The following is a 25,335-nucleotide window of genomic DNA, read 5'->3' on the forward strand; positions in this document are numbered from 1 at the left end:
TATTTCCATCTAATGTATGTAAAAGGAAATACAGCAATTAATTTCGTGTACTGCAGAACACAAAAAGGAGCGAAAAACCTTATGGAAAATTTGGTGAAAAAGGCAAAATCCGGAGATTCCGGTGCATTTGCACAGCTCATCCGGATGAATACCCAGAGCATGTATAAAGTAGCCTGGGCCTATCTGAAGAATGACGAAGATGTGGCAGATGCCATACAGGAAACGATTTTAAAGTGTTATGAGAAGCTTTCCACTTTAAAAAAGGATTCTTACTTCAAAACCTGGATGATTCGGATTCTGATCAATAACTGCAATGAAATGCTTCGGCATAAAGGCCGTGTTTTTCCTACGATGGAAATGGAAGAGGGAATCTTCGAGGAATCAGGCTATGTAGATTGTGAGTGGAAGGAAATCCTGGCATCCCTGGAAGAGAAGTACCAGGTGGTGATGCTTTTGTATTACAGCAAATCCCTTAGTGTAAAGGAAATTGCCGCTCTTCTGGAAATCAGCCAGAATACAGTGCTTACAAGGCTCTCCAGAGCCAGAAAACAGCTTCGTGCAGAGTATGAAGGAGGATATATTCATGGATGATAAATTGTTTGATGTTTTTTCAGAAGAAACAGAAGTGCCGGAATGTGTGCGCAGGCGTGTAGATGAGACATTGGAAATGATAGAGAATTCGGCAGAGTCCGATAGAGGGTATCAGAAAGAAGAAAAAACGGGAAAAGTAATAAATGGCACTGACAGAATGGGAAAAATTGGTACACGGAAAAACTGGAAGCGCAGTTTAATCCTGACATTTGCGGCAGTGATGGCATTTGGTGCCACTGTTTTTGCAGCAGAGAAGTATATAGGAATTTCCGGTTTTTTTCAGGAAGTTGGAAATAAGATGCCGGAAGAAGCCAAGGGGCTGATTGAAAAAGATCCGGTGCAGCAGGAAGATGGCGATTCCATTCTCACTTACACCGTGAAGGAAGCCCTATGTGATAAGAACAGTGTCCAGGTGGTGGTGGAAGTCACAGCGAAAGAAAGAGGCAAATATCTTCTGGCAGGACAAGACACCATGAATGAGGATCCTGTAAGAAATCTTGGAATTGAAAGCGACAAGACAATAGGAGAATATGCCGCAGAAAAAGGGCTGATCATCGTAAAGGTTGGAGCCAGCTTTGATTTTGATTCAGATCTTGGCATTGAAACAGCAGTGGGAGATTATCGAAATCTGGAAGATGATGTAGTAGATTTCTATTCTTCCGCGGTAAAGACAAATGAGAGTAAGAATCTTACCATTTCCTGCATCGGAACTGCCACGCTTCCGGATGCTAAGTGCGTTGATGATGTGATGCGTACAAATATTACTTTCCAGCTGGAAGATAAGAGCCAGGGGAAAAGTATGACCTATGTGCCTGTGGATGGTGAAGGGATAACTGCAGCTGGAAAAGTAAAGATCCTGTCCGCAGATATAGAAGAAACAGAAGTGGGCGATTACGTCACAATCCATTGCATCTTCTTAGAAGAGTGCGACAGTATTTCCCTTGACGTAATGGATCTGAATGGAAATCTGTGGCAGCTTTCCGACCTTGGCGGTGGTTCAGAGGTGGCAGAGGTTGGAAAAGAAGCCACCTTCCAGAGAAGCTATCAGAAAACGGACCTTGCCGACGAAATCGGAATACGGGGATATGACTATGAAACGAATACCACGTATGAGCCGGTAAAAATGAAGCTTAAGAAATAGAATAATCGAAAAAAATCCCCATTCACTGTTTTTTGCAATTAAAACAGTGGGATGGGGACTTATTTGATTTGTTAAATTAAGATTATCCGAACTTTCGCATATTGCTCAGATCGGAAAAATCAATCATTTTGATTTCTTCAATGTTGCCGGTTGAGCCCATTGGGCAAACGGCGTAGTTTCGCGTCTCATTTCCTATAGTAAGCTTTACCACATAATGCCATATGGACCATGATGGAGAGCCAACCGGATAATCACCAAAGCAATAATGAATATCATCAAATCCACCGACTAATTCAGCGAACTCACCGAGAACTGACGGTGATGTGCTAGAGTTCCAACGGTAAGTTACAAAAAATGGCTCATTGGGATCTGCTGCCAGATCGACTGTATGATCGTTATATCTGGTTAAATATTTAAAGCGGCCTGGTTCTCTGAGGTAGGCACTTATAGCGTCCATCTTTTCAAAAGGAGTCATATCAGCAGTTGTAGTTTTGTTAATAATGTCAATCAGCCATGCGTTTTCTGCCTGATCATAATCCAGAACATTTAATGTCACTGTATTTGCAACCGTATAACCTGATAATGAATATTCCCTGAATTCTACAGTGTAGGTTCCTGCTTCGAAAAATTTCACGTATTTGATATAACCGCCTTTTACTTTCTCTAATGAAGTAGTTTCTGAGTCATTGTTTTCTAAAGGAATATCATCAAAGAAACGAGATGAACCACTTCTGTATGCGCTGGTCCGCGAGTCATTTCCATTAAAAATCAAGGAAAAAGAGTTCGGATCCGGATTGTCTGTCTTTATAAAAAGAGGTTTGAGACAATCGGTGTAAATATCTGCCTTCTGTTTGTCCAGACCGTAAATTTCATATGTATATTTAGCTGGTGCATTTTCTTTTTGGTCGTGTGCAGGCAGATCAGCTTTGGAAATCGGTGTGGGTGTAGGAACCGGTGTGGATGTAGGCGTTGGTGTAGGTGTAGGGGTTGCACTTTGGTGGGTACTGTTTGTCTCTCTGTTTGTTGTGCAATGGCCTGTAGAAGACCATTTGGAATAGTATTTTTTTCCTTTAACGGTCATGTAAGTGCGGGTTTGCATATAATATGTAGTCCCGGCACGGAGGCCATTGAGAAAAATTGTGTTGTTTTTGTTACCTTTGACTGTTATAGTTTTTGCATTTTTTAGTTTTGAATTAGTGGCATAGCGCAGCTGGTAACCACTGGTCTGGGAGGTTTGTCTTTTTACTACTACAGTTGCAGCTGCTGTTTTTGCATAGATATTCATTATCTGGGCTTTCGGCGGTAAAATGACAAACTGTTTTTTAGCAGTGCCGGTATAAGTGCCTTTTCCAATAATCTGAACCGTGTAAGTTCCTACTTTTTTGCAGCCTTTAGAGTACTTTACAATATAGTTTTTCTTTTCCTTCAAGACTTTTCCTTTATAAGTTACTCTTACTTTTGGACGCTGTACCTTTTTATTATAAGTAAGCTTTGTGGCTGATAATTTAATCCTGGTATTTTTCACATTTACCCTTGCTGCGGCAAATACCTGGCTTGAACTGCAAAACAGAAGCAGTAAAATGATGAGGCAGAGGTGAATCTGCCGGTGTAGATGATGATTTTTTTTCATGGCTTTTTACTCCTTTTATATGATAAGTTTATTGGGTTTTGTAAAAATATAACTATTTATGACCAGACCGTAGCAGCCATTTCTGGTCAATCTTTTTTACCTCATCATCTGCAAACCGGATATGCAGTCTGACGGAATTGGACAGTTGTACGATTTCCTCTACAGTACCTTCCCCAAATTTGGGATGAGTTACCACATCGTTTACCTGGAATTTTATTTCGCTATGTTTGGCGCTTTTGTAGGCCTGTTCACGGCGGTAGGTGTCCCGGATGGGAACTGTCTTGTCATGGATAGGGTTTTTCAGAGCTTTGTCATAATTGTGCTTCAGAAGGCTTTCTCCGATTCTGTAATAAGGAGTAGGCGCGGCGCCCACAAGAGAACAGCAGTATTTCCAGGCGCTCCCATGCTTTCCTGCCTGCCAGTTATACTGCGCCGGGATTTTCATATTGTATTGCATATAATGGGCGTATTCGTGCTTATAAAGATCCAGGCGATCCTCTTTGGAAAGAGGCTTCTTTACGGCATAACCAATAAACAGAAGGGAAAAATAGAAGCCTTCCTTTTCATGAGAAGAAGCAGGTGTATAAGAGCCAAGTACAGCCTCATCGTAACCAAAGCGGATAGGCACAGAAGCTCCACGAAGCCCAAACCTGCGGTCAAGAGTCTGGAACAAAGCGCGGATCTGAGCTTCGTGTATTGTAGTTTCATTATCAAGAAGTTTACGGATGGATGGGTCGATGTTCATACAGTTACTCCTTTGTGTAAGATGATTATGGCAAAAAAAAGATGCTGCAATCTGCAACATCTATAATAGCGAGAGGGGGATTCGAACCCTCGACACCGCGGGTATGAACCGCGTGCTCTAGCCAACTGAGCTATCTCGCCATATTCATTTCATAAGTATGGGGCCTACAGGGCTCGAACCTGTGACCCTCTGCTTGTAAGGCAGATGCTCTCCCAGCTGAGCTAAGACCCCATATACAAACTGTGAAGTATCTTCTCTTCCGCAGCTCGCTTTGCTATTATACTATCAACTGTCGCAAATTGTCAACAACTTTTTTTACTTTTTTTCAAAAAATTTAGAATTATATTTTTTACTATTTATTTTGGGTCCTTATTTGCAAAAAGCGGAAAACAATTTGGCAAGTAAGGTTCTTTCCAAAATGAGAATTGATGTTATACTGAGTCTGTAAACAAGAAGAGCAAACAAAAGCATACCGGATACCTGCAAGAAGAAAAAGAACGGACGCAGTGTATTCGTATGGTCTCATAAAAAAGAGCTCACAAACATGCCCTGAGATCATAATTGCGATCAGCTGACAATTGTTTTTCCTATTAGGAAACGTCAGTTGGCGATACGAAAAATAGAAGAGGAGAAGATGGTATGAAGATTTTAGATTCCAAATTTATGAAGGGCTTTATCAAAATGGCAGACGATGGTTTCCAGCAGGGCTGGCATGAGAGAAACGGCGGAAACTTAAGCTATCGTCTGAAAGCAGAAGAAGTAGAAATGATCCGTCCACGTCTGAATGCACCAGGCGAGTGGCAGCCTATCGGCACAGAGGTGCCGGGACTTGCAGGAGAGTTTTTCCTGGTAACCGGAAGCGGCAAATATTTCAGAAACATAGCAGTTGACCCGGAAGCATGTCTTGCAATCATTGAACTGGATGATAAAGGTGTTAATTACAGAATCCGCTGGGGACTGGTAGAAGGCGGCCGCCCGACCAGCGAGCTTCCAACCCACCTTATGAATCATGAGGTAAAAAAGAAGCTTACAAACGGCAGACATCGTGTTATTTATCATGCACATACAACCAACACCATCGCATTAACCTTTGTCCTTCCATTGGATGACAAGGTATTTACAAGAGAGCTTTGGGAGTCTGCAACAGAATGCCCGGTTGTTTTTCCAGACGGTGTAGGTGTTGTAGGCTGGATGGTACCAGGCGGAAGAGAAATTGCAGTAAAAACAGCTGAGCTAATGAAGAAATATGACGTTGTCATCTGGGCACATCATGGAATGTTCTGCTCTGGTGAAGATTTTGATCTGACCTTTGGCCTTCTCCATACAGTAGAGAAGTCTGCGGAAATTCTGGTGAAGGTAATGTCCATGGCACCGCGTAAGCTTCAGACCATTACTCCTGACGATTTCCGCGCAGTAGCCAAAGACTTTCATGTTACTTTACCGGAAGAATTTCTTTATGAAAAAGAACAGTAAGTAAATTAATATAATAATGTGAGGTCTGTCTGTGATGAGAAAATTCACAGGCAGATTTTTTACTTTAGAGGAATTTAAGTTTAATAAATGTTTATAAAATGTGAAAAAATTGCTTGACAATTCATTGCCTGTATGCTATTTTAAATAAAAATTTAATTCAACGAACTAAACCAATGAAGCGGGAATAAAAACAATCGTGCACCCACAGAGAGTCCGGGAGGCTGAGAGCCGGGCGGTAAGGCAGTTTGTTAAATGGGCCGCTGAGGGCGCATGGAAAGGCAGAATGCGTGCAGAACAAATGCAGAGAATTGCAGAAGAAATGCAAACATATCTGATTGAAGCATAAAAGTAGATTCTGCAGAAGCCAAGTATTATGCGACGTAGGACATACGTCAGTTGTCAGGAATATGATGGTATTCCGTTAAGAGCACGATTTTATCGTGAAGCAAGGTGGCACCGCGGGTGAATATTCAGACCCGTCCTTGACAGATATGGAAATTCTGTCCTGGACGGGTTTTTTGTGTACTAGAAAATTACTCCGTAATGTTCCTGTTACACCTAAAAACGCTCTGCGAGGATGCGGCGCGCGCACTGTTCAGGAAATAAATCGGGAGGTGTTCTATGTATCCAACATTTGATAAGATCAGGGAAATGGCAGCAGGAGATTACAAAAGAATTCCAATCTGCAAAGAGTTATACGCAGACAGCTACACACCAGTAGAGATGATGCGGATTCTGCAAAAGGCAAGTCATCACTGCTATCTGCTGGAAAGCGCCAGCCAGAGCGAAGCGTGGGGCAGGTATTCTTTTCTGGGATATGACCCTTCCATGGAAATCACCTGCACAGACGGAATCCTGCGAATTCGAAAAACCAGTAAGACGGAAACTTTTGGCAGAAGCGGCAATGCGGCAGAAAGCAGTACAGAAAGCAGTACAGAAGAGGTTCGACAGGTTGCCCATCCAGGCGATGCCATCCGTGAAATCATCAGTCAGTACAAAAGTCCGGTTATGGACGATATGCCCACATTTACCGGCGGCCTGGTAGGCTACTTCTCCTACGACTACATCAAATACAGTGAACCCAAGCTGGAGCTAACAGATAAGGAACAGCAGGATTTCCGGGATCTGGATCTGATGCTGTTTAATGATGTGATCGCATTCGACCATTACCGTCAGAAGGTTCTTCTCATCACAGGTGTGATGACAGATGATCTGGAAAAGTCCTATAAACAGGCCTGTGAAAAACTGGAAGAAATGACAGAGCTGATCAAAAAGGGTGAGAAAAAAATCTTCCCTCCGATCAGGCTTAAATCTGAAATCAAACCTCAGTTCCCTAAAGAAAAATATTGCCAGATGGTGGAAACGGCGAAGCATTATATCCACGAGGGCGATATTTTCCAGGTGGTTTTGTCAAACCCCATGAGGGCAAAAGCAGAGGGCAGCCTGTTTGATACTTACCGTGTTCTGAGAGCCACCAACCCATCTCCCTATATGTTCTATTTTTCCAGTGATGACATTGAAATCGCAGGAGCCTCCCCGGAGACACTGGTGAAATTAGATCATGGCAAGTTAAGCACTTTCCCACTGGCAGGAACAAGGCCGCGAGGAAAAACACCGGAAGAGGACAAAGCACTGGAAGCGGATCTTCTTCAGGATGAAAAAGAGCTTGCCGAGCACAACATGCTTGTGGATCTGGGAAGAAACGATATTGGAAAAATCAGTGAGCTTGGCAGTGTAAAAGTAGAAAAATATCTGATTGTGGAACGTTATTCCTGTGTTATGCACCTTGGCTCTACGGTAACAGGAACCATCAAAAAGGGTAAAGATGCCATAGACGCGGTGGATGCCATCTTACCTGCAGGAACCCTTTCAGGGGCACCGAAATTCCGTGCCTGCCAGATCATTCAGGAACTGGAACAAAGCAAGAGAGGTATTTACGGCGGCGCAATCGGATATGTGGATTTCACAGGAAATCTGGATGTGTGCATTGCAATCCGTCTGGTATATAAGAAAAAAGATGAAATCTGTATCCGGTCGGGAGCCGGAATCGTGGCAGACAGCGTACCGGAAAAAGAATTTGAAGAGTGCCAGAATAAGGCAAGAGCGGTGGTAAGGGCCATCAGCCAGGCAGAGGAGGGATTAGAATGATTTTACTGATTGATAATTACGACAGCTTTTCCTATAACCTGTATCAGCTGATCGGGTCCGTTAATCCGGACATTCAGGTGGTTCGAAATGACGAAATTTCCCTGGGAGAAATAGAGAAGCTGGAACCGGAAGCAATTGTTCTTTCCCCGGGGCCTGGAAGACCGGAGGAGGCCGGAATCTGTATTCCGGTGATCAAAGAGTTCGCTGGAAAAATCCCAATTCTGGGTGTGTGTCTGGGACATCAGAGTATTTGCGAAGCCTTTGGCGGAGTGGTTTCTTATGCAAAAGAACTGAAGCATGGGAAAAGAGATGAGATGATCCAGTACGGTTCCAATGTCCTGTTTAAAGGACTCCCGAAAAAATTCCCGGCAGCAAGATATCATTCCCTGGCAGCAATAGAAGGGACTCTTCCGGAGAAACTGGTTGTAACAGCCAGAGCAGAAGATGGAGAAATCATGGCAGTGGAACATAAGGAATATCCGGTTTACGGTGTGCAGTTTCATCCTGAGTCTGTTATGACTCCCGATGGAAGGAAGATGATTGAGAATTTTCTGGAAGCGCTAAAGGACAACATCAGAGAGGAGCAGAAAAAATGATCAGAGAAAGTATTATCAAATTATCGAAGAAACAGAACTTAACCTATCAGGAAGCAGAAGAGGTAATGGACGAGATTATGAGCGGAAAAGCTACCCCGGTACAGATGTCCGCTTACCTGACTGCTCTGGCGCTGAAAGGGGAAACCATTGATGAGATTACCGCTTCCGCGGCAGGCATGAGAGCACACTGCATCAAGCTGCTTCATGACATGGATGTACTGGAAATCGTAGGGACTGGTGGAGACGGCTCCAATTCCTTTAACATTTCCACCACTGCCTCCCTTGTGATCGCAGCAGGAGGCGTACCGGTAGCAAAGCATGGAAACAGAGCTGCTTCTTCAAAATCCGGAGCCGCAGATGTGCTGGAAGCTCTGGGCGTTAAGATCACAATTCCACCGGAAAAAAGCCAGGAGCTTCTGGAAAAAATCGGAATCTGCTTCCTGTTTGCCCAGAATTATCACATTGCAATGAAGTATGTGGCTCCAATCCGTAAAGAGCTGGGAATCCGTACTGTATTTAATATTCTTGGACCGTTAAGCAACCCTGCTGGCGCAAATATGGAGCTGATGGGTGTTTATGATGAAGCCCTTGTTGAGCCTCTTGCGCAGGTCATGGCAAATCTTGGAGTAACAAGAGGAATGGTAGTCTTCGGACAGGACAGTCTGGATGAAATTTCCATGAGTGCATCGACTTCTGTATGCGAGATCAAAGATGGCAAATTTACATCCTATGTACTCACTCCGGAGCAGTTTGGTTATGAGCGCTGCACAAAAGAGGAGCTTCAGGGAGGAACTCCACAGGAGAACGCCGAAATCACAAAAGCAATTCTGGAAGGCAGAGAGACAGGTGCGAAACGCCATGCAGTTTGCCTGAATGCTGGTGCCGCACTTTATATTGCAGGCAAAGCAGCTTCCATTGAAGCAGGTGTGAAGATGGCAGAACAGCTGATCGACAGTGGGGCTGCCCTGAAGAAACTGGAAGAATTTATAGAAAAGAGCAACTAGGAGTGAAAAATAAACACAAATAATAACAAAAATAACAATAATCACATCGCAAAACAAAATAACACTGAAAAAAATAACAATATAACTCATTTGGATAAAGATGACGACAAGAGAGAATGACATCACAGAGAGTTTTACAGGAGATAGAATGAGTATTTTAAATGAGATAGCAGCGCGCACAAAAGAGCGTATTGCGGAGGAAAAATTTAAAGTCCCATTAAGGGAACTTATCTTACAGCAGAATTCCGATCTGGCAAAACATGCCGAGGAAAAAATCTCTTTTCTGGAGGCATTAAAAAAGCCGGGAATGTCTTACATCTGTGAAGTAAAAAAAGCGTCTCCTTCAAAAGGATTGATCGCACCAGATTTTCCTTATCTGGACATTGCAAAGGAATATGAGCAGGCCGGTGCTTCTGCAATCTCCTGCCTCACAGAGCCCTTTTATTTCCAGGGGGCAGACAGGTATTTGCAGGAAATTTCCCAGGCAGTGAATATTCCGGTACTTCGAAAGGATTTTACAGTAGATGAGTACATGATCTACCAGGCAAAAGCATTTGGGGCTTCCGCTGTACTTCTGATCTGTGCGATTCTTGATAACAGCCAGTTAAAAGCCTTTGGGGAACTGGCACAGGAGCTGGGGCTGGATGCTCTGGTAGAAGCTCATGATCAGTGGGAAGTGGACCGGGCTTTGAATCTTGGAGTCAAAATCGTGGGAGTGAACAACCGGAATCTCCATGATTTTACCGTTGATATGGGAAACAGTATCAGACTGCGGAACATGGCACCGGCTGATACGGTGTTTGTTTCCGAAAGTGGTATTAAGACAGCGGAGGATATCCGTATATTATATGAAAACCAAGTAGATGCAGTCCTGATCGGGGAGACCTTAATGCGCAGCCCTGACAAAAAAACGGCACTTGGGGCATTAAATGCAGGGATTGTCTGAGCTGATCCATGGTGATAAGTGATATTCCATGCACATTCTGGCAATCTAAGATGTACAATGTGCTGATAAAATAGTTGGAAAATAAAAAATTAAAGAAAAGGAATGAAACAGTATGGCAAAATTAAAAATTTGCGGTCTGACCTGCAAAGAGGATATTGAAGCTGTAAATGAAGCAAAACCGGATTTTGCGGGATTCATAATTGAAGTTCCAGGAAGAAGACGAAGCCTTACGGCAGAACAGGTCAAAGTCCTGGTTAAGGGACTGGACAAGGAAATCCTTTCCGTAGGTGTATTCGTAAACGCTGCCCCGGAACTCCCCATTTCCTTATTAAGAGATGGCACCCTATGGGCTGCCCAGCTTCACGGGGATGAAGACGAAGACTACATCGAAAAAATCCAGAATATGACTGGAAAGCCCGTCATCAAGGCCTTTTCCATAAAAACACCCGAAGATGTTCAGCGGGCTCTTCGAAGCCCTGCCGACTACATCCTCTTAGATCAGGGCGCAGGAGGAACCGGCGAACCTTTTGATTGGACCCTGGTTCCCCCAGTCCGCCGCCCATTCTTCCTTGCAGGAGGAATCGGTCCCGAAAACATCCGCAGCGCCATCGGAACCTTACACCCATGGGCTGTAGACCTGAGCAGCAGCCTGGAAACCGATGGAAGAAAAGACCGGGCGAAAATCCAGCAGATTGCCCGTATGCTGAAGCAGATTAATACACTGGAAGCATACAGAAAAGAGCGAGAAGCAGATTTAGAGTGAAGAGTGAAGAAAGTAATTCATATACAAAACAGCGAAACGAAAGGAAACAACGCTATGTCAAACGGAAGATTTGGAATCCATGGCGGCCAGTATATCCCCGAAACCCTGATGAACGCGGTGATCGAACTGGAAGAAGCCTACAACCACTATAAAGACGACCCGGAATTCAACCGGGAGCTTACAGAACTTTTAAATGAATATGCAGGAAGACCATCCCGTCTCTACTACGCAGCTCACATGACCGAAGACCTTGGCGGCGCAAAGGTTTATCTAAAAAGAGAAGACTTAAACCACACCGGCGCCCACAAGATCAACAACGTCTTAGGTCAGGTGCTTCTTGCAAAAAAAATGGGCAAAACCCGTGTCATCGCGGAAACCGGAGCCGGACAGCACGGGGTAGCCACAGCCACAGCAGCAGCTCTTATGGGAATGGAATGCGAGGTATTCATGGGAAAAGAAGACACCGAGCGCCAGGCTTTAAATGTATATAAGATGCGTCTCCTTGGAGCAAAAGTTCATCCTGTAACCTCCGGAACTGCCACCCTGAAAGATGCCGTATCCGAGACCATGCGTGAATGGACCAACCGTATAGCAGATACCCATTATGTACTGGGCTCCGTTATGGGCCCTCACCCTTTCCCAACCATTGTCCGCGATTTTCAGGCAGTTATCTCCAAAGAAATCAAAGAACAGATGCTGGAAAAAGAAGGCAGGCTTCCAGATGCAGTCCTTGCCTGTGTAGGCGGCGGCTCCAATGCCATCGGAACCTTTTACCACTTTATTGAAGACAAAGATGTACAGCTGATCGGCTGCGAGGCAGCAGGCCGCGGCGTAAATACTGCAGAGACCGCAGCCACCATTGCCACTGGCAGACTTGGAATCTTCCATGGAATGAAATCCTATTTCTGCCAGGACGAGTACGGACAGATCGCGCCGGTTTACTCTATTTCCGCAGGACTGGATTATCCGGGAATCGGACCGGAGCATGCCCACCTTTACGACACTGGCCGTGCCCAGTATGTACCTGTAACAGATGAAGAAGCAGTAGAAGCCTTTGAATATCTTTCCAAAACAGAAGGAATCATTCCTGCCATTGAAAGCGCCCACGCTGTTGCCTATGCAAGAAAAATCGTGCCGCAGATGGGCAAGGATCAGTGCGTAGTCATTACCATTTCCGGCAGGGGTGACAAAGACTGTGCAGCAATCGCAAGATACAGAGGGGAGGATATCCATGAGTAACCGAATTTCAGAAGCATTTGCAAAAGGAAAAGCATTTATTCCATTTATCACCTGCGGAGATCCATCTCTGGAGATCACCGAGCAGCTTGTCTATGCAATGGAGGAAGCAGGCGCAGACCTTATTGAGCTTGGAATCCCGTTTTCCGACCCGACAGCAGAAGGTCCTGTGATCCAGGAAGCCAATGTGCGTGCACTGAGCGGCGGAGTAACCACAGACAAGATCTTTGACATGGTGGTAAAAATCCGTAAAAAAACCAGTATCCCAATGGTATTTATGACTTACGCAAACGTTGTTTTTTCCTATGGAACAGAGCGTTTCATCAGGAAAGCAGCAGAAATTGGAATGGATGGACTGATTCTTCCTGATGTACCTTTTGAGGAAAAAGAGGAGTTCGACGTGGTCTGCAAACAGTATGGTCTGGAGCTGATTTCCCTGATCGCCCCCACATCCCACGACCGGATCACCCGGATTGCAAAAGAGGCAAATGGCTTCGTATACTGCGTTTCCTCCCTTGGCGTAACCGGAACCAGAACCCAGATCACCACCGATATCAGAGCGATGGTGAAGCTGGTAAAAGCTGCAAAGGACATTCCCTGTGCAGTAGGCTTCGGCATCTCCACCCCGGAGCAGGCAAAGAAAATGGCTGCCCAGTCTGACGGTGCGATTGTAGGCTCCGCCATTGTGAAAATTTGTGCCGCACATGGAGAAAACTGCGTCCCATATGTAAAGGATTATGTAAAGTCTATGAAAGACGCTGTGCGTGAGGCTTAAGCAGGAAGAATATAAAAAATGGAAAAGAAATGCTTCAGTTTTTCCAAAAATAAGCAGAACAGACCAAAAAAATTTAGCTTGTTTTAATTCTAAAAAGACTATAAAAGAAGGCAAAAGCGTTGACATTTTGCCCTCTTTTTTTTATAGTATCATATGTGAATTAATTTTATGTGTAAAATAAATGGTAATGAAAAAGAGGAATGAAGTTGGAGAAAAAACTGGTATTTATTTTTAATCCCAAAGCAGGGAAGGGCAAGATCAAGACATCTCTGATGGATATAGTAGATATCTTTAATAAAGGCGGTTATGAGGTGATCATCCGCGCAACTCAGGCCCCGAAGGATGCCTATGAACAGGTGAAGAAATATGCAGACAAGGTGGATCTGATCGTCTGCAGCGGCGGTGACGGCACGCTGGATGAAGTGGTTACAGGAATTACCGAGATGGGAAGCAAGGTTCCGGTCGGATACATACCGGCAGGAAGCACCAATGACTTTGCCAACAGCCTTTTTATGCCGAAAAATATGCTGGATGCGGCATCTATGATCATGAAGGAAGAGATTTACAGATGCGACGTAGGCAGATTTAACAGCCAGACCTTTGCTTATGTAGCTGCTTTTGGTCTTTTTACAGATGTGTCTTATGAGACAAGTCAGGATCTGAAGAACATTCTGGGCCATCTTGCTTATGTCCTGGAAGGTGCCAAGAGACTTCTGGATATCAAGGCTTACCATATGAAAGTGACAACAGAGAATGGTGTGATCGAAGATAATTTTATCTACGGCATGGTCACCAATTCCAGATCTGTGGGCGGATTTAAGAACCTGACCAAGGATGTGGATATGAACGACGGCCTTTTTGAGGTCACTTTGATCGTACAGCCTAAGAACCCGCTGGAAATGCAGGAGATTATCCGGAATCTTCTCAACATGGAGGATAATTCTGACCTGATTTATTCTTTCAAGGCACGAAAGCTTACAGTTGAAGCAGAGGAAGAAGTAGCATGGACACTGGATGGTGAGTACGGCGGAAGCCCAAGGCTGGTAGAGATTGAGAATCTGCAGCAGGCGCTGAACCTTTGCCTGAAGAGCGACAAGTAAACAGGGTGAGACCGGCTGGTATCACCAGAGAGAATTTTTGCGCGTTTTTTGCCTTGCACCTGTGAAAGCATTGAGTGCTTACATGTGAAAAAATAAGAACCAGTAATGTGTGATGAATCGTTGTTTATGGAGAGAAGGTACCGCAGATAAATGGCAGCCTGGGGAAATAAGCAGCGAGATGAACGAGAGGAGAGGAACAATGGGAGATTATGTTAATGTGAAGGAATTATTCGGATGTGATGTATTCAATGATTCCGTCATGCAGGACCGTCTGCCGAAGAAGGTTTACAAAGAGCTGAAGAAAACCATTGAAGAGGGCAAGGAGCTTTCCATGGAGGTTGCAGATGTGGTTGCCCACGAGATGAAGGAATGGGCCATCGAGAAGGGGGCCACTCATTACAGTCACTGGTTTCAGCCCCTTACAGGCGTAACTGCAGAGAAGCACGATGCATTTATCACCGCACCTATGGAGAATGGAAAAGTCCTTCAGAGCTTTTCCGGTAAAGAGCTGATCAAGGGAGAGCCGGATGCGTCTTCTTTTCCATCTGGCGGACTTCGTGCCACCTTTGAGGCAAGAGGCTATACAACATGGGATTGTACCTCACCGGCTTTTGTAAGACATGATGCAGCAGGCGGAACTTTATGTATTCCTACCGCTTTCTGTTCCTATACAGGAGAAGCGCTGGATCAGAAGACACCGCTTCTTCGTTCTATGGAAGCCATCAATACACAGGCGTTAAGACTTCTCAGACTTTTCGGAAATACGACCTCCAAACGGGTGACACCATCTGTTGGCGCAGAGCAGGAGTATTTCCTTGTTGATAAAGAGAAATATATGCAGAGAAAGGATCTGGTTTACACCGGACGCACTCTTTTCGGAGCTATGCCTCCGAAAGGACAGGAGATGGATGACCATTATTTCGGAACCATCCGTCAGAGAGTTTCCGCATATATGAAAGAAGTAAATGAAGAGTGCTGGAAGCTGGGAGTTACAGCCAAGACCCAGCACAATGAGGTTGCACCGGCACAGCATGAGCTTGCGCCGATCTATGCACCTGTTAATATTGCAGCAGATCACAACCAGATCATGATGCGTATCCTGAAAAAGGTGGCAAGCCGTCACGGCATGCGCTGTCTGCTTCACGAGAAACCTTTTGCAGGCTTGAATGGTTCCGGTAAGCACAATAACTGGTCCCTGACTACTGATGACGGAATTAATCTTCTGGAGCCGGGGAAGACACCACATGAGAACATTCAGTTCCTTCTGGTTCTGACCTGTATCCTGAAAGCAGTTGACAAGCATGCAGATCTTCTTCGTGAGTCCGCTGCAGATGTTGGAAATGACCAGCGCCTTGGCGGCCATGAGGCTCCGCCAGCTGTTATTTCGGTTTTCCTTGGAGAGCAGCTTGAGGATGTGCTGGAGCAGCTGATCAGCACTGGTACTGCTACAAGAAGTAAGACAGGGGAGAAAATGGATACAGGCGTTAAGACGCTTCCGGATTTCATGAAGGATGCTACAGACCGTAACCGTACTTCACCCTTTGCTTTTACCGGCAATAAATTCGAGTTCCGTATGGTTGGTTCCAAGGATTCCATTTCCGCATGCAATGTGGTGCTGAATACCATTACTGCTGAGGCGTTTAAGGAAGCTTGCGATGTTCTGGAGAGCGCAGAAGACTTTGATCTGGCAGTTCATGATTTGATCAAGGAATACGCTACCGAGCATCAGAGAATCGTATTTAACGGCAATGGCTACGCTCCTGAATGGGAAAAAGAGGCACGCCGCCGCGGACTTCCTGTTCTGCCATCTATGGTAGATGCCATTCCGGCACTTACTACAGATAAGGCAGTAGAACTGTTTGGAGAATTTGGAGTATTTACAAAGACTGAGCTGGAGTCCAGAGCGGAGATCCAGTATGAGATTTATGCGAAAGCAATTAACATCGAAGCGAAAACCATGGTGGACATGGCAACCAAGCAGATCATTCCGGCAGTTATCAAGTATACAACTGTACTGGCAGAGTCCATCAATCAGGTGAAGGCAGTTGGACCAATTGACGTGAGCGTTCAGATGGATCTTCTGAAGAAAGCAAGCAAGCTTCTGAAAGAAGTGAACAGTACCATGAATAAGCTGAGCAAGCTGGTAGATCAGATCGAGACGCATCCGGAAGGACGTGACAGGGCAGTGTTCTGCAGAGAGAAACTGGTTCCGGCAATGGAGAAATTAAGAGAGCCGGTTGACGAACTGGAAATGTTAGTGGATAAAGATATGTGGCCGATGCCATCTTATGGAGATCTGGTGTTTGAGCCGTAAAGTGATCAGGAGGACTGCAGCCGCAGTCCTCTTTTCTATTAAAGAGGTAAAGTGAAAGCAGGAAAAATAAAGAGGTAAAGTGAAAGCAGGAATAAGATGAGTGAATTTGATTTTTTAGAGGAACAGGGTGTCAGTGCGGCGCTTATTAAGGCGGCGGAAGAGTTTCGACAGGAATATGGCGTTTCAGAGGAAGCGAAGCATAGACGGATAAAGCCGGCGCTGCCATTTTATGGGAAGGAAACATTGGAGATGGCCATGGCAGCGGTGCTGGAGCAGGAGAATCTGCTTCTGGCAGGACCGAAGGCTACGGGAAAGAATGTGCTGGCAGAGAATCTGGCATATATTTTCGGGAGACCGGTGTATAACGTGTCCTTCCATGTGAATACAAACAGCGGTGACCTGATTGGAACAGATACTTTCGTGGATAATCAGGTGAAGCTGCGTAAGGGAAGTATTTACCAGTGCGCAGAGGAAGGCGGATTCGGTATTCTGGATGAGATCAATATGGCGAAGAATGATGCGGTTTCTGTACTTCACGCCACATTGGATTACCGTCGGTCTATTGATGTGCCAGGATATGACAAAATAGACCTTCACCCGGCGGCAAGATTTATTGGAACCATGAATTACGGGTATGCCGGAACCAAGGAGCTGAATGAGGCTCTGGTTTCCCGTTTTCTGGTAATCGACATGCCGGCACAGAATGAGGAAACGCTTGGATTTATTTTCAACAGGATGTTCCCTGATGCAAAGAAAGAGGCTGTGGAGCAGTTTATGGGAGTATTTCTGGATCTGCAGCAGAAATCCATGAACAGTGAGATTTCCACAAAGCCACTGGATCTTCGCGGCCTGCTTGCTGCCATGAAGATCGTGCGTACCGGGCTTTCCCCATGGCAGGCGGTACGCATGGGCATTGTTAATAAAACATTTGATGTGTTTGAGAAGGAAATCGTGGAGGATGTGGTGCGAACCAGAATTCCACAGGGCTGGACACGGGAAGATGTTTATGGAGAATAAAGAAAACGAATCTTTAAAAATTTCTGCCAAATTGGTTGATCTTGAAGATGCAGAGGAATTTTTGAAGAAATCAGCTATTGGGAAAGAAAAAATTAAAATTGCAGCTGGGGATAAGAAATCAGAAAAAGTTTCAATGGAAGTACCTGTAGCGGAGAAAAGCGAAAATTTTCAGGCAAGAGAGGATAACTGTGAAGAACTGAATCTCCAGGATTATCAATTAGAGCAGGAAAACCGTATCCGAAATCTGCTCTGGACCATCAGTGGGGACTACACCCAGCAGATGAAGCCGGATGTTTCCCTGTTCCTCAGGTCAAAGGATATTGCATTGTATGATGGAATTAAGCAGGGCGCATTGGCGAAATTCTTCGATAAAGATTTTCTGGGAATGTATCTGGTGAAAAAAATCTTCATGGGCGCGGATGAAGCTGCGCTTACCTTTGTTTCGCAGCTCTGTATTGAAGAAGCCATCGGAGAACGGATCTGTGAACAGCGCCCTGGGATCTGGGAGATGCAGAGGAAAGCCTGCGAGGACATACTGGATCAGGAATATGAGACTATGCCGTCGGCAGCAGATAAGCTGGGCTATCTGAGAGTGAATCTGCTGAGAAGGCGGATTGACAGAGGGGAAAATGCGGATGCATCAAACAAAACTATAACAAATATAACGGAAAAAGAACAAAAAGATAGAAAATACAAAGGAATCTATCACTATATTAACCTGATTTCCAGCGCAGCAGAGACTGCGGATACAATGTCTTTAATCCGCATCATAGACACGGTATACAATGAAGTTGCTGACCCCGATTTTTCCAAAAAGGCAACCCTTGAGCAGGTGCTTGCTGTCACTATGGAGGATCTGACGGAGTTCGACTGGCACGACTATCTTTCCGAAGAAATGTATGAGGATGCATTGGAAAGCTATATGGAGCAGCTTACCTCCAATGTGGCGGGTATGGAGAATGCGGATGTCACCCGGGAGATGGAAGAGGAACGGCAATCGAAACAGAAAATTACAGTTCTGCCTCCGGAGGCTTTGGAAAAAGCCCACACCTATGTGGAACTGAATTTTGGAAAAACTTATCTGAGCGAGCTGGAAGAGAAGCGGATGAACCAGCTGATGTGCCGTGACATTCACAGCGACTGCAGCCTGTATTTTACTGAGGGAATTCTGAAAAGTCCGGTAAAACGAAATTACCAGTATGAATATGCAAAAAGGTTGAAAAATAAGAATATCTGGCTTTATCATGACAAACACCGCATTGTGAAGCGGAATATCGCCCTTCTCACAGAAATGCTGAAAAAGTCACTGGTCATCAAAAGTGAAAATCAGGAGATTCTTTCAGACAGAGGAATGATTGTTCCATCAAGGCTGTGGCGGCTTGGAAGAAGCAGTGATGCACAGGTTTTTAGGCGGGAATTGAAGGGGGATTCTTCTGATTTTGTGGTGGATGTGCTGATCGATGCCAGTGGTTCCCAGATGAGCCGCCAGGGCGAGGTAGCGCTGCAGGCCTACATTATCAGCGAGGCACTTAGCAATGCAGAGCTGCCCCACAGAGTGATGAGCTACTGCACCTTCTGGGACTATACCATTCTCCACCGCTTCAGAGAATATGACGACCAAAGAAGTGCAAATGAAAATATATTTAACTATGTAACATCATCCAACAACCGTGACGGACTTGCCATCCGGGCAGCAGGATACGGCCTTCTGAACCGGGAGGAAGAGAAAAAGATTCTGATCATTCTCAGTGATGGACGTCCTTACGATGTTATTGTCAATCGTCCCAATGCGAAGAATCCGGCACCGTATCATGGGAAGTATGCAATTACCGACACTGCAGCCCAGATCCGTAAGCTGCGCAGCCAGGGAGTGAGCGTGCTGGGTGTTTTCGCCGGGGAAGAGAAAGATCTGGCGACGGAGAAGAAGATTTTTGGAAAGGATTTTGCATATATCCGGAATATTACCGGATTTTCCAAAATCGTTGGAAGATATCTTACAAAGCAATTGGAGGATGATGAATAAGAAAGCATAATACGGAGGTAACGCCATGTTCCAAAATAACAAAAAAGCTGCCTTCCTGGACTACCTGATGATCATTGTGGGTACAGCCCTTATGGCAACTGCCATAAACAGTGTTTTCGATATGTCCGGTATGGTAACCGGAGGCTTTTCCGGTATTGCGATCCTGGTAAAAGAGTGGACGGAGGGAGTCGTGCCGGGAGGCATCCCGCTGTGGATCACGAACTTAAGTCTGAATATCCCGCTGTTTCTGATCGGAATGAAGCTCAGTGGATTCCAGTTTGTGAAAAGGGCACTGGTGGGAGAAATCTGCCTGTCATTCTGGCTGGCGGTTCTTCCGGCATTTGATATTGCAGGAAATGATCTTTTGCTGGCAGCCGTTTATGGTGGTGTAATCCAGGGGATTGGAATCGGACTTGTGTTTCTTGGAAGAGGAACTACCGGGGGCACAGACATGATGGCGGCACTGCTGCAGCGGAAGCTCCGCCATTACTCCATTGCCCAGATTATGCAGTTTATTGACGGAGCCATTGTACTTGTAGGTATGTATGTGTTCGGTGTGCAGAAAGCACTTTATGCCATCATCGCCGTTTATCTTGTAACAAAGGTATCTGACAGCTTGATCGAAGGTCTGAAATTTTCAAAACAGGCGTATATCATTACCAGCAAGCCTGACGAGATTTCCAGAGAAATCATGGACAAACTGGATCGCGGCGTGACCGGAGTCCACGGAAAGGGAATGTACTCCGGCCAGGACAAGCTGCTTCTTTACTGCGTTGTGGGACGCAAGGAGATCGTGGCATTGAAAGAGCTGGTAGACCATATTGACCCGGATGCTTTTGTAATCGTGTCTGACGTGCGTGAAGTCCATGGTGAGGGATTTATTGAACGTAAGTAAAAAGAAAAACTTTACCAAAGCCTTCTGCGCACCGCAAAAAAAGGGGAAAATAGGGCTTGAAATTGGAGTGATATAGAAAAAGTTAAAAAAATATGCTGGAAATTTGTAAATTTTTTCTACTTTCCTCTTCCTTTTTTGGTGATTTTGTATTAAAATAGGTTCATGAATTTTTGGAATCAGTAGATTTTCCTAAGACTGTCTGAGGCTTTGTGCAATATTACAGATTTGAGACCGCGAATTTTGGCACTAATGGACAGCGATTCATGCCGGTTATACCGGCGAACATATAATGTTACTGCTCTCTTTGACAATGTTTTCACTATCCTGGAATACATTGACAGCTGTGAGACCAGTAGCCCTATAATTTACAAGAAGGGACGGAAGGGTAATGATATCAAATCAGGTACTGCAGAATACACTTGAGGGGCTCAGGGAGATATCCAGGACGGAGTTTTGCATTATTGACACAGATGGCAAGACACTGGCGTCCACCTACAGTGAATTTGAGATTCAGCCACAGGATATTCAGGCATTTGTGGAATCCCAGGCTGCCAGCCAGCTTGTGAAAGGTTATCAGTATTTCAAGGTCTGTGATGATTACCAGCTGGAATACATTCTGGTCGCCCACGGAGAAGATGAAGATACTTATATGGTAGGAAAGCTTGCCGCTTTCCAGATCCAGAGCCTGATCGTTGCATATAAGGAGCGTTTTGACAAGGACAGCTTCATTAAGAACCTGCTTCTTGATAACCTGCTTCTGGTAGATATTTATAATCGTGCGAAGAAGCTTCATATTGATGCTGACGTTCGACGGGTGGTTATGATCTTGGAGCTTGAGCAGGAGAGAGAGCACAGCTCCATGGAGAGCGTGAAGAGTCTGTTCGGCGGCAAGAGCAAGGACTTTATCACAGCTGTTGATGAGAAGAGCATTATCATTGTCAAGGAACTTGAGGAGAACGAAGGATACGAGGAGATGGACAAGCTTGCCCAGACCATCCTTGATACCTTAGGATTTGAGAAAGAGAATACTACACATATTGCATACGGAACTATCGTAAGCGAGCTGAAGGAAGTTTCCCGTTCCTACAAGGAAGCCAGAATGGCTCTTGATGTAGGCAAGATTTTCTCACCTGAGAAGGACGTTATTGCTTACAGCTCTCTTGGAATAGGCCGTCTGATCTATCAGCTTCCGATCCCGCTGTGCAAGATGTTCATTAAGGAGATCTTCGGCGGCAAGTCCCCGGATGATTTCGACGAGGAGACTCTGGTTACCATCGACAAGTTCTTTGAGAACAGCCTGAATGTATCCGAGACCTCCAGACAGCTTTACATTCACCGTAATACTCTGGTTTATCGTCTGGACAAGCTCCAGAAGAGCACCGGACTTGACCTTCGTGTATTCGAGGATGCGATCACATTCAAGATCGCGCTGATGGTTGTAAGATACATGAAGTATATGGAGACTCTGGAGTATTAAGTTTCATATTTGTAATTTCTGTGCCTGCTGCATTTGTTTGTGGCAGGCATTTTTCATCTTTGTGCTGGACTAGAGCCTGTTTGAAAAGCATTTCTGGACCTGCTTTGTGTTTCCTTTGTGAAATCTATTGCGTTCTTGGTTTTCTCTGGTATAATAAGGTACTGCAAAAAATAAGGTTGCATTTTTACCAGACATATATTACAATAATGTTACATAAAAATTAAGCAAACTGCTGAATTGAATTTTTACATGAAAAATTTAGGAGGATATCATGATTGATCTGATAGATGTGAGCAAGTCCTATGGACCGGGACTGCCGGCAGTGAATCACGCCAATCTCCATGTAGATAAAGGTGAATTCGTATTTATAGTAGGAAATAGCGGTTCCGGTAAATCCACGCTGATCAAACTGCTTTTGAAGGAACTGGATTCCACATCCGGTACGATTATCGTAAGCGGAGAGAAGCTTGAGGGAATGAAGCACCGCCGTGTGGCCAAATACCGCCGTAAGCTTGGTGTCGTATTCCAGGACTTCCGTCTTCTGAAGGACAGGGATGTGTATGAGAATGTAGCTTTTGCCCAGCGTGTTGTGAACCGTCCTACCAGAGTTATCCGCAAGAGAGTTCCGGAGGTACTTCAGGAAGTTGGACTTGCAGGGAAATACAAGGCGTACCCGGACGAGCTGTCAGGTGGAGAGCAGCAGAGAGTTGCTCTTGCCAGAGCGATTGTAAACCGCCCGGACATCCTTCTTGCAGACGAGCCCACTGGTAATCTTGATCCGAAGACATCCGAGGAGATCATGAAGCTCCTTGAGGAGATCAACCAGCGTGGAACCACCGTTCTGGTAGTAACCCACAATAAAGAGATTGTCAATTCCATGAAGAAGCGTGTACTGACCATGCATAATGGAGTGATCATCAGCGACGAGAAAGAGGGAGAATATTATGAGGCCTAGTACCATCTGGTATACTCTGAAGCAGGGTATCAAGAACATCAAGAGAAATTTCATGTTTTCCATTGCTTCTATTATTACGATGGCAGCATGTATTTTTCTTTTCGGAATTTTCTTTTCCATTGTAAATAATGTGAATACGCTGGCGCATAAGGTTGAGGAAGATGTGCCGATCACAGTGCTTTTTAATGAAGGAACCACACAGGAGCAGATGGATGCAGTTGGAGAACTGATCAGGCAGCGCCCGGAGGTTTCCAAGATTGAGTTTGAGTCCGGTGATGAAGCCTGGGAGAAGATGAAGCAGGAATACTTCGGTGATGACTCTGAGGCAGCAGACGGTTTCAAGGATGATAACCCGCTGGCAAATTCATCCAACTACCGTGTGTATATGAACAACATTGAGAAACAGTCTGAATTGGTTGCCTATATCAAGACACTGGATAATGTACGAGAGGTTAATCAGTCTGAGCAGGCTGCCAAGACTCTTGGTTCCATTAACCGTATTGTTTCCTATGTATCTGTGGCAGTGATCGTGATCCTGCTGTTGATTGCCATTTTCCTGATCAGTAATACCATTTCCGTTGGTATTACAGTTCGTAAGGATGAGATCGGAATTATGAAATATATTGGTGCTACCGATAGTTTTGTACGTGCTCCGTTCCTTCTGGAGGGTATGATCCTGGGACTGATCGGTGCGGGAATTCCACTGATCATTTTGTATTTCTGTTACAATAATGTGGTAACCTATGTATATACCAAGTTCAGCGTACTTCTGGGTGTTGTAGATTTCATTCCGGTTGGACAGATCTACCAGACACTGGTTCCGGTGGCGCTGGCACTGGGAATTGGAATTGGTCTTGTGGGAAGCTTTATTACTACAAGAAAACACTTGAAGGTGTGAGAGTTCTGTTTTACAATAAGGGCGGTTATTCGCATTCCGCCAGAATATGAGAAGAGGATATGGGGGCTGCTGGAGAGATCTGGCAGTCCTTTTGTATAAAAACAAGTAAGGTGTTTCAAGGCGGACGCATTGGGTCAAATGATATTCCACGCAAGTCGGTGCAACGCTCCGGTGAGCTAACAGCTAACTACGACTAAACATCTCAGGAGAGCCTTCGATGTTAAGTCTTCGTAAGCTGTGGATCTCACCTGCACTAAGGGCGCACCTGAAATGACTTGCTTAGGAATATCATTTGCCCCAATGCTGGTAATTGGATAAAATTTGTAACTTGTATAATGAGGAGAACTATAAATGGCAGATAAACAATTTATAAAGGGAGCTGTAACTGGTGTGCTTTGCGTATCCCTGGTGCTGGGCGGGGGATATGTGGGGCTTCAGAAAGCGGGACGTGCGGGAAGTAATGTACTGTCGGATGTGGCAGTTACCCAGAAGATTAAGTATCTGGAAGATATTATAGATCAGAATTATCTGGAAGATGTGGATGAGGATTCGCTGAAGGAGGGGATTTATACCGGGCTTCTTTATGGGCTGGGGGATCCGTATTCCAGATATTATACGGAGGAAGAATACGAGGAGGAGATGAGAGACACCGAGGGCTCTTACTCTGGAATCGGCGTGAGCATTACCCAAAATACGGAGGGTGGTATTCTGGTGGTGGATTGTTATGAGGGCAGTCCGGCAGATGAGGCCGGGCTGAAGGCGAATGATGTGATCACGGCTGTGAACGGAACGGATGTAACGGAAATGACGCCTGCTGAGGTCTCAAAGATGATACGGGAAAAGGAGGACGGTACTTCTATTCTGACCGTTTATCACCAGGAGGCAGATGAACCGGAAGAAATAACAGTGACTTTGAGCGATGTGGAGCTGCCCACTGTTTCTTATGAAATGCTGGAGGATTCTATAGGGTATTTGCGAATTACAGAGTTTACCATGGTGACACCCCAGCAGTTTGAGGATGCTTACAAAGATCTTCAGGCAAAAGGCATGGAGAAGCTGATCGTGGATCTTCGTGACAATCCAGGTGGGGTGCTTTCTTCTGTGTGCGATGTGCTGCGCCAGATTCTGCCCGAAGGACTGATCGTGTATACAGAGGACAAATATGGGGAAAAACAGGAGATGAAGTGTGACGGAGACACCCCGATCGACATTCCGCTGGCAGTGCTGGTAAATGAGAACAGCGCCAGTGCATCGGAGATTTTTGCCGGAGCTGTGAAGGATTATGAGATTGGAACGATTGTGGGAACCACCACTTATGGAAAGGGAATCGTTCAGAGCATCCGCCAGCTCTCTGATGGAAGTGCGGTGAAGCTGACTACGGCGAAATATTTTACCCCCAAGGGCAATGATATCCACAAGGTGGGAATCACACCGGATGTGGAGGTAAAACTGGATGCCAGCCTTTTGAACCGGACGGATTATACCCATGACGAGGATAATCAGCTTCAGGCCGCAATAGAGGCGGTTTCTCGTGTCAAGCGTTTTTGAAAATGTCCTAAAATAATTGAAGTATTAGCCCCGGCTTTTTGCTGGGGCTTGTTAAATTGA

The 25,335-nt window shown here is 45.2% G+C and carries 22 protein-coding genes and 2 tRNA genes; 20 read left to right on the forward strand and 4 right to left on the reverse strand.

All coding sequences use genetic code 11. The annotated features are described in order from the left end of the window. Positions 1–81 precede the first annotated feature (81 nt). A complete protein-coding gene (locus tag AB5706_RS19525) occupies positions 82–591 on the forward strand; it encodes a sigma-70 family RNA polymerase sigma factor (RefSeq protein WP_118581320.1) in 510 nt (169 codons plus the stop codon). Beyond that, positions 584–1,732 (forward strand): hypothetical protein, encoded by a 1,149-nt coding sequence (locus AB5706_RS19530; RefSeq protein WP_195699039.1) that lies wholly within the window; start codon positions 584–586, stop codon positions 1,730–1,732. Before AB5706_RS19525 ends, AB5706_RS19530 begins: the two co-directional genes overlap by 8 nt. 82 nt (positions 1,733–1,814) lie before the next feature. Here the strand turns inward: AB5706_RS19530 and AB5706_RS19535 are convergent, their stop codons facing one another. The 4 genes from AB5706_RS19535 to AB5706_RS19550 form a co-directional block, all read right to left on the reverse strand. Further along, positions 1,815–3,362, reverse strand: coding sequence for a hypothetical protein (locus AB5706_RS19535; protein WP_368366275.1), 1,548 nt, complete (start codon positions 3,360–3,362; stop codon positions 1,815–1,817). A gap of 52 nt (positions 3,363–3,414) precedes the next feature. Next, the gene (locus AB5706_RS19540) at positions 3,415–4,107 is read right to left on the reverse strand and encodes a hypothetical protein (RefSeq protein ID WP_187565491.1); all 693 of its coding nucleotides are present in this window, start codon (positions 4,105–4,107) and stop codon (positions 3,415–3,417) included. 66 nt (positions 4,108–4,173) lie between these two features. Then, positions 4,174–4,247 (reverse strand) — tRNA-Met (locus AB5706_RS19545). An 18-nt stretch (positions 4,248–4,265) separates the two neighbouring features. Continuing rightward, positions 4,266–4,338: transfer RNA gene (locus AB5706_RS19550), tRNA-Val, on the reverse strand. A 408-nt stretch (positions 4,339–4,746) separates the two neighbouring features. On the opposite strand from AB5706_RS19550, the gene rhaD reads away from it, so the two are divergent. From rhaD to AB5706_RS19640, 18 genes are all read left to right on the forward strand, one after another. Continuing rightward, positions 4,747–5,580, forward strand: coding sequence for a rhamnulose-1-phosphate aldolase (gene rhaD, locus AB5706_RS19555; protein ID WP_118578371.1), 834 nt, complete (start codon positions 4,747–4,749; stop codon positions 5,578–5,580). A gap of 196 nt (positions 5,581–5,776) precedes the next feature. Beyond that, a complete protein-coding gene (locus AB5706_RS19560; RefSeq protein ID WP_368366276.1) occupies positions 5,777–5,926 on the forward strand; it encodes a hypothetical protein in 150 nt (49 codons plus the stop codon). A gap of 275 nt (positions 5,927–6,201) precedes the next feature. Then, complete coding sequence (gene trpE / locus AB5706_RS19565; RefSeq protein ID WP_368366277.1) at positions 6,202–7,728, forward strand: anthranilate synthase component I; 1,527 nt, start codon at positions 6,202–6,204, stop codon at positions 7,726–7,728. Beyond that, positions 7,725–8,324 (forward strand): aminodeoxychorismate/anthranilate synthase component II, encoded by a 600-nt coding sequence (locus AB5706_RS19570; RefSeq protein WP_368366278.1) that lies wholly within the window; start codon positions 7,725–7,727, stop codon positions 8,322–8,324. The genes trpE and AB5706_RS19570 overlap by 4 nt, the downstream gene beginning before the upstream one ends. Further along, positions 8,321–9,328: an anthranilate phosphoribosyltransferase gene (trpD, locus tag AB5706_RS19575; RefSeq protein WP_368366279.1), complete on the forward strand. Its 1,008-nt coding sequence runs from the start codon at positions 8,321–8,323 to the stop codon at positions 9,326–9,328. Before AB5706_RS19570 ends, trpD begins: the two co-directional genes overlap by 4 nt. Positions 9,329–9,476: 148 nt before the next feature. Then, positions 9,477–10,274 carry an indole-3-glycerol phosphate synthase TrpC gene (gene trpC, locus AB5706_RS19580; RefSeq protein WP_368366280.1) on the forward strand — a complete coding sequence of 266 codons (798 nt, stop codon included), beginning with the start codon at positions 9,477–9,479 and terminating at the stop codon, positions 10,272–10,274. Positions 10,275–10,386: 112 nt separating this feature from the next. Then, positions 10,387–11,037, forward strand: coding sequence for a phosphoribosylanthranilate isomerase (locus AB5706_RS19585; protein ID WP_187565496.1), 651 nt, complete (start codon positions 10,387–10,389; stop codon positions 11,035–11,037). Positions 11,038–11,091: 54 nt separating this feature from the next. After that, positions 11,092–12,276 (forward strand): tryptophan synthase subunit beta, encoded by a 1,185-nt coding sequence (gene trpB, locus AB5706_RS19590; protein ID WP_118578365.1) that lies wholly within the window; start codon positions 11,092–11,094, stop codon positions 12,274–12,276. After that, on the forward strand, positions 12,269–13,048 hold the full coding sequence (gene trpA, locus AB5706_RS19595; RefSeq protein ID WP_173769313.1) for a tryptophan synthase subunit alpha: 780 nt from the start codon (positions 12,269–12,271) through the stop codon (positions 13,046–13,048). The genes trpB and trpA overlap by 8 nt, the downstream gene beginning before the upstream one ends. A gap of 200 nt (positions 13,049–13,248) precedes the next feature. After that, positions 13,249–14,148: a diacylglycerol/lipid kinase family protein gene (locus AB5706_RS19600; RefSeq protein WP_347708398.1), complete on the forward strand. Its 900-nt coding sequence runs from the start codon at positions 13,249–13,251 to the stop codon at positions 14,146–14,148. Between the two features lie 199 nt (positions 14,149–14,347). After that, complete coding sequence (locus tag AB5706_RS19605; protein ID WP_173773491.1) at positions 14,348–16,462, forward strand: glutamine synthetase III family protein; 2,115 nt, start codon at positions 14,348–14,350, stop codon at positions 16,460–16,462. Positions 16,463–16,558: 96 nt separating this feature from the next. Beyond that, positions 16,559–17,479: an AAA family ATPase gene (locus AB5706_RS19610; protein ID WP_118578362.1), complete on the forward strand. Its 921-nt coding sequence runs from the start codon at positions 16,559–16,561 to the stop codon at positions 17,477–17,479. Next, a complete protein-coding gene (locus AB5706_RS19615) occupies positions 17,469–19,502 on the forward strand; it encodes a vWA domain-containing protein (RefSeq protein ID WP_330602892.1) in 2,034 nt (677 codons plus the stop codon). The genes AB5706_RS19610 and AB5706_RS19615 overlap by 11 nt, the downstream gene beginning before the upstream one ends. Positions 19,503–19,527: 25 nt before the next feature. Beyond that, complete coding sequence (locus AB5706_RS19620) at positions 19,528–20,397, forward strand: YitT family protein (protein WP_173716297.1); 870 nt, start codon at positions 19,528–19,530, stop codon at positions 20,395–20,397. Positions 20,398–20,785: 388 nt separating this feature from the next. Continuing rightward, positions 20,786–21,874: a PucR family transcriptional regulator gene (locus AB5706_RS19625; RefSeq protein WP_148463243.1), complete on the forward strand. Its 1,089-nt coding sequence runs from the start codon at positions 20,786–20,788 to the stop codon at positions 21,872–21,874. Positions 21,875–22,145: 271 nt separating this feature from the next. Further along, entirely contained in the window at positions 22,146–22,829 is a 684-nt protein-coding gene (ftsE, locus tag AB5706_RS19630; protein WP_118578359.1) for a cell division ATP-binding protein FtsE, read from the forward strand. Then, on the forward strand, positions 22,819–23,727 hold the full coding sequence (ftsX, locus tag AB5706_RS19635; protein WP_148463242.1) for a permease-like cell division protein FtsX: 909 nt from the start codon (positions 22,819–22,821) through the stop codon (positions 23,725–23,727). The genes ftsE and ftsX overlap by 11 nt, the downstream gene beginning before the upstream one ends. Before the next feature lie 351 nt (positions 23,728–24,078). Beyond that, a complete protein-coding gene (locus tag AB5706_RS19640; protein ID WP_368366281.1) occupies positions 24,079–25,275 on the forward strand; it encodes a S41 family peptidase in 1,197 nt (398 codons plus the stop codon). Positions 25,276–25,335: the final 60 nt, after the last annotated feature.

Source organism: Ruminococcus sp. RTP21484sp1_RTP21277st1_D2_RTP21277_210401, from assembly GCF_040924225.1.
GTDB lineage: Bacteria > Bacillota > Clostridia > Lachnospirales > Lachnospiraceae > Blautia_A > Blautia_A faecis.

What these genes read in the sequence shown, in the direction of transcription:
- AB5706_RS19530 (WP_195699039.1), top strand. Translation starts at nt 584, where the DNA reads ATGGATGATAAATTGTTTGATGTTTTTTCAGAAGAAACAGAAGTGCCG.
- AB5706_RS19540 (WP_187565491.1), bottom strand. Translation starts at nt 4,107, where the DNA reads ATGAACATCGACCCATCCATCCGTAAACTTCTTGATAATGAAACTACA.
- trpA (WP_173769313.1), top strand. Translation starts at nt 12,269, where the DNA reads ATGAGTAACCGAATTTCAGAAGCATTTGCAAAAGGAAAAGCATTTATT.
- ftsX (WP_148463242.1), top strand. Translation starts at nt 22,819, where the DNA reads ATGAGGCCTAGTACCATCTGGTATACTCTGAAGCAGGGTATCAAGAAC.
- AB5706_RS19605 (WP_173773491.1), top strand. Translation starts at nt 14,348, where the DNA reads ATGGGAGATTATGTTAATGTGAAGGAATTATTCGGATGTGATGTATTC.
- AB5706_RS19525 (WP_118581320.1), top strand. Translation starts at nt 82, where the DNA reads ATGGAAAATTTGGTGAAAAAGGCAAAATCCGGAGATTCCGGTGCATTT.
- AB5706_RS19535 (WP_368366275.1), bottom strand. Translation starts at nt 3,362, where the DNA reads ATGAAAAAAAATCATCATCTACACCGGCAGATTCACCTCTGCCTCATC.
- AB5706_RS19585 (WP_187565496.1), top strand. Translation starts at nt 10,387, where the DNA reads ATGGCAAAATTAAAAATTTGCGGTCTGACCTGCAAAGAGGATATTGAA.
- AB5706_RS19600 (WP_347708398.1), top strand. Translation starts at nt 13,249, where the DNA reads ATGAAGTTGGAGAAAAAACTGGTATTTATTTTTAATCCCAAAGCAGGG.
- AB5706_RS19615 (WP_330602892.1), top strand. Translation starts at nt 17,469, where the DNA reads ATGGAGAATAAAGAAAACGAATCTTTAAAAATTTCTGCCAAATTGGTT.
- trpB (WP_118578365.1), top strand. Translation starts at nt 11,092, where the DNA reads ATGTCAAACGGAAGATTTGGAATCCATGGCGGCCAGTATATCCCCGAA.
- trpE (WP_368366277.1), top strand. Translation starts at nt 6,202, where the DNA reads ATGTATCCAACATTTGATAAGATCAGGGAAATGGCAGCAGGAGATTAC.
- trpC (WP_368366280.1), top strand. Translation starts at nt 9,477, where the DNA reads ATGAGTATTTTAAATGAGATAGCAGCGCGCACAAAAGAGCGTATTGCG.
- ftsE (WP_118578359.1), top strand. Translation starts at nt 22,146, where the DNA reads ATGATTGATCTGATAGATGTGAGCAAGTCCTATGGACCGGGACTGCCG.
- trpD (WP_368366279.1), top strand. Translation starts at nt 8,321, where the DNA reads ATGATCAGAGAAAGTATTATCAAATTATCGAAGAAACAGAACTTAACC.
- AB5706_RS19640 (WP_368366281.1), top strand. Translation starts at nt 24,079, where the DNA reads ATGGCAGATAAACAATTTATAAAGGGAGCTGTAACTGGTGTGCTTTGC.
- rhaD (WP_118578371.1), top strand. Translation starts at nt 4,747, where the DNA reads ATGAAGATTTTAGATTCCAAATTTATGAAGGGCTTTATCAAAATGGCA.
- AB5706_RS19570 (WP_368366278.1), top strand. Translation starts at nt 7,725, where the DNA reads ATGATTTTACTGATTGATAATTACGACAGCTTTTCCTATAACCTGTAT.
- AB5706_RS19620 (WP_173716297.1), top strand. Translation starts at nt 19,528, where the DNA reads ATGTTCCAAAATAACAAAAAAGCTGCCTTCCTGGACTACCTGATGATC.
- AB5706_RS19610 (WP_118578362.1), top strand. Translation starts at nt 16,559, where the DNA reads ATGAGTGAATTTGATTTTTTAGAGGAACAGGGTGTCAGTGCGGCGCTT.
- AB5706_RS19625 (WP_148463243.1), top strand. Translation starts at nt 20,786, where the DNA reads ATGATATCAAATCAGGTACTGCAGAATACACTTGAGGGGCTCAGGGAG.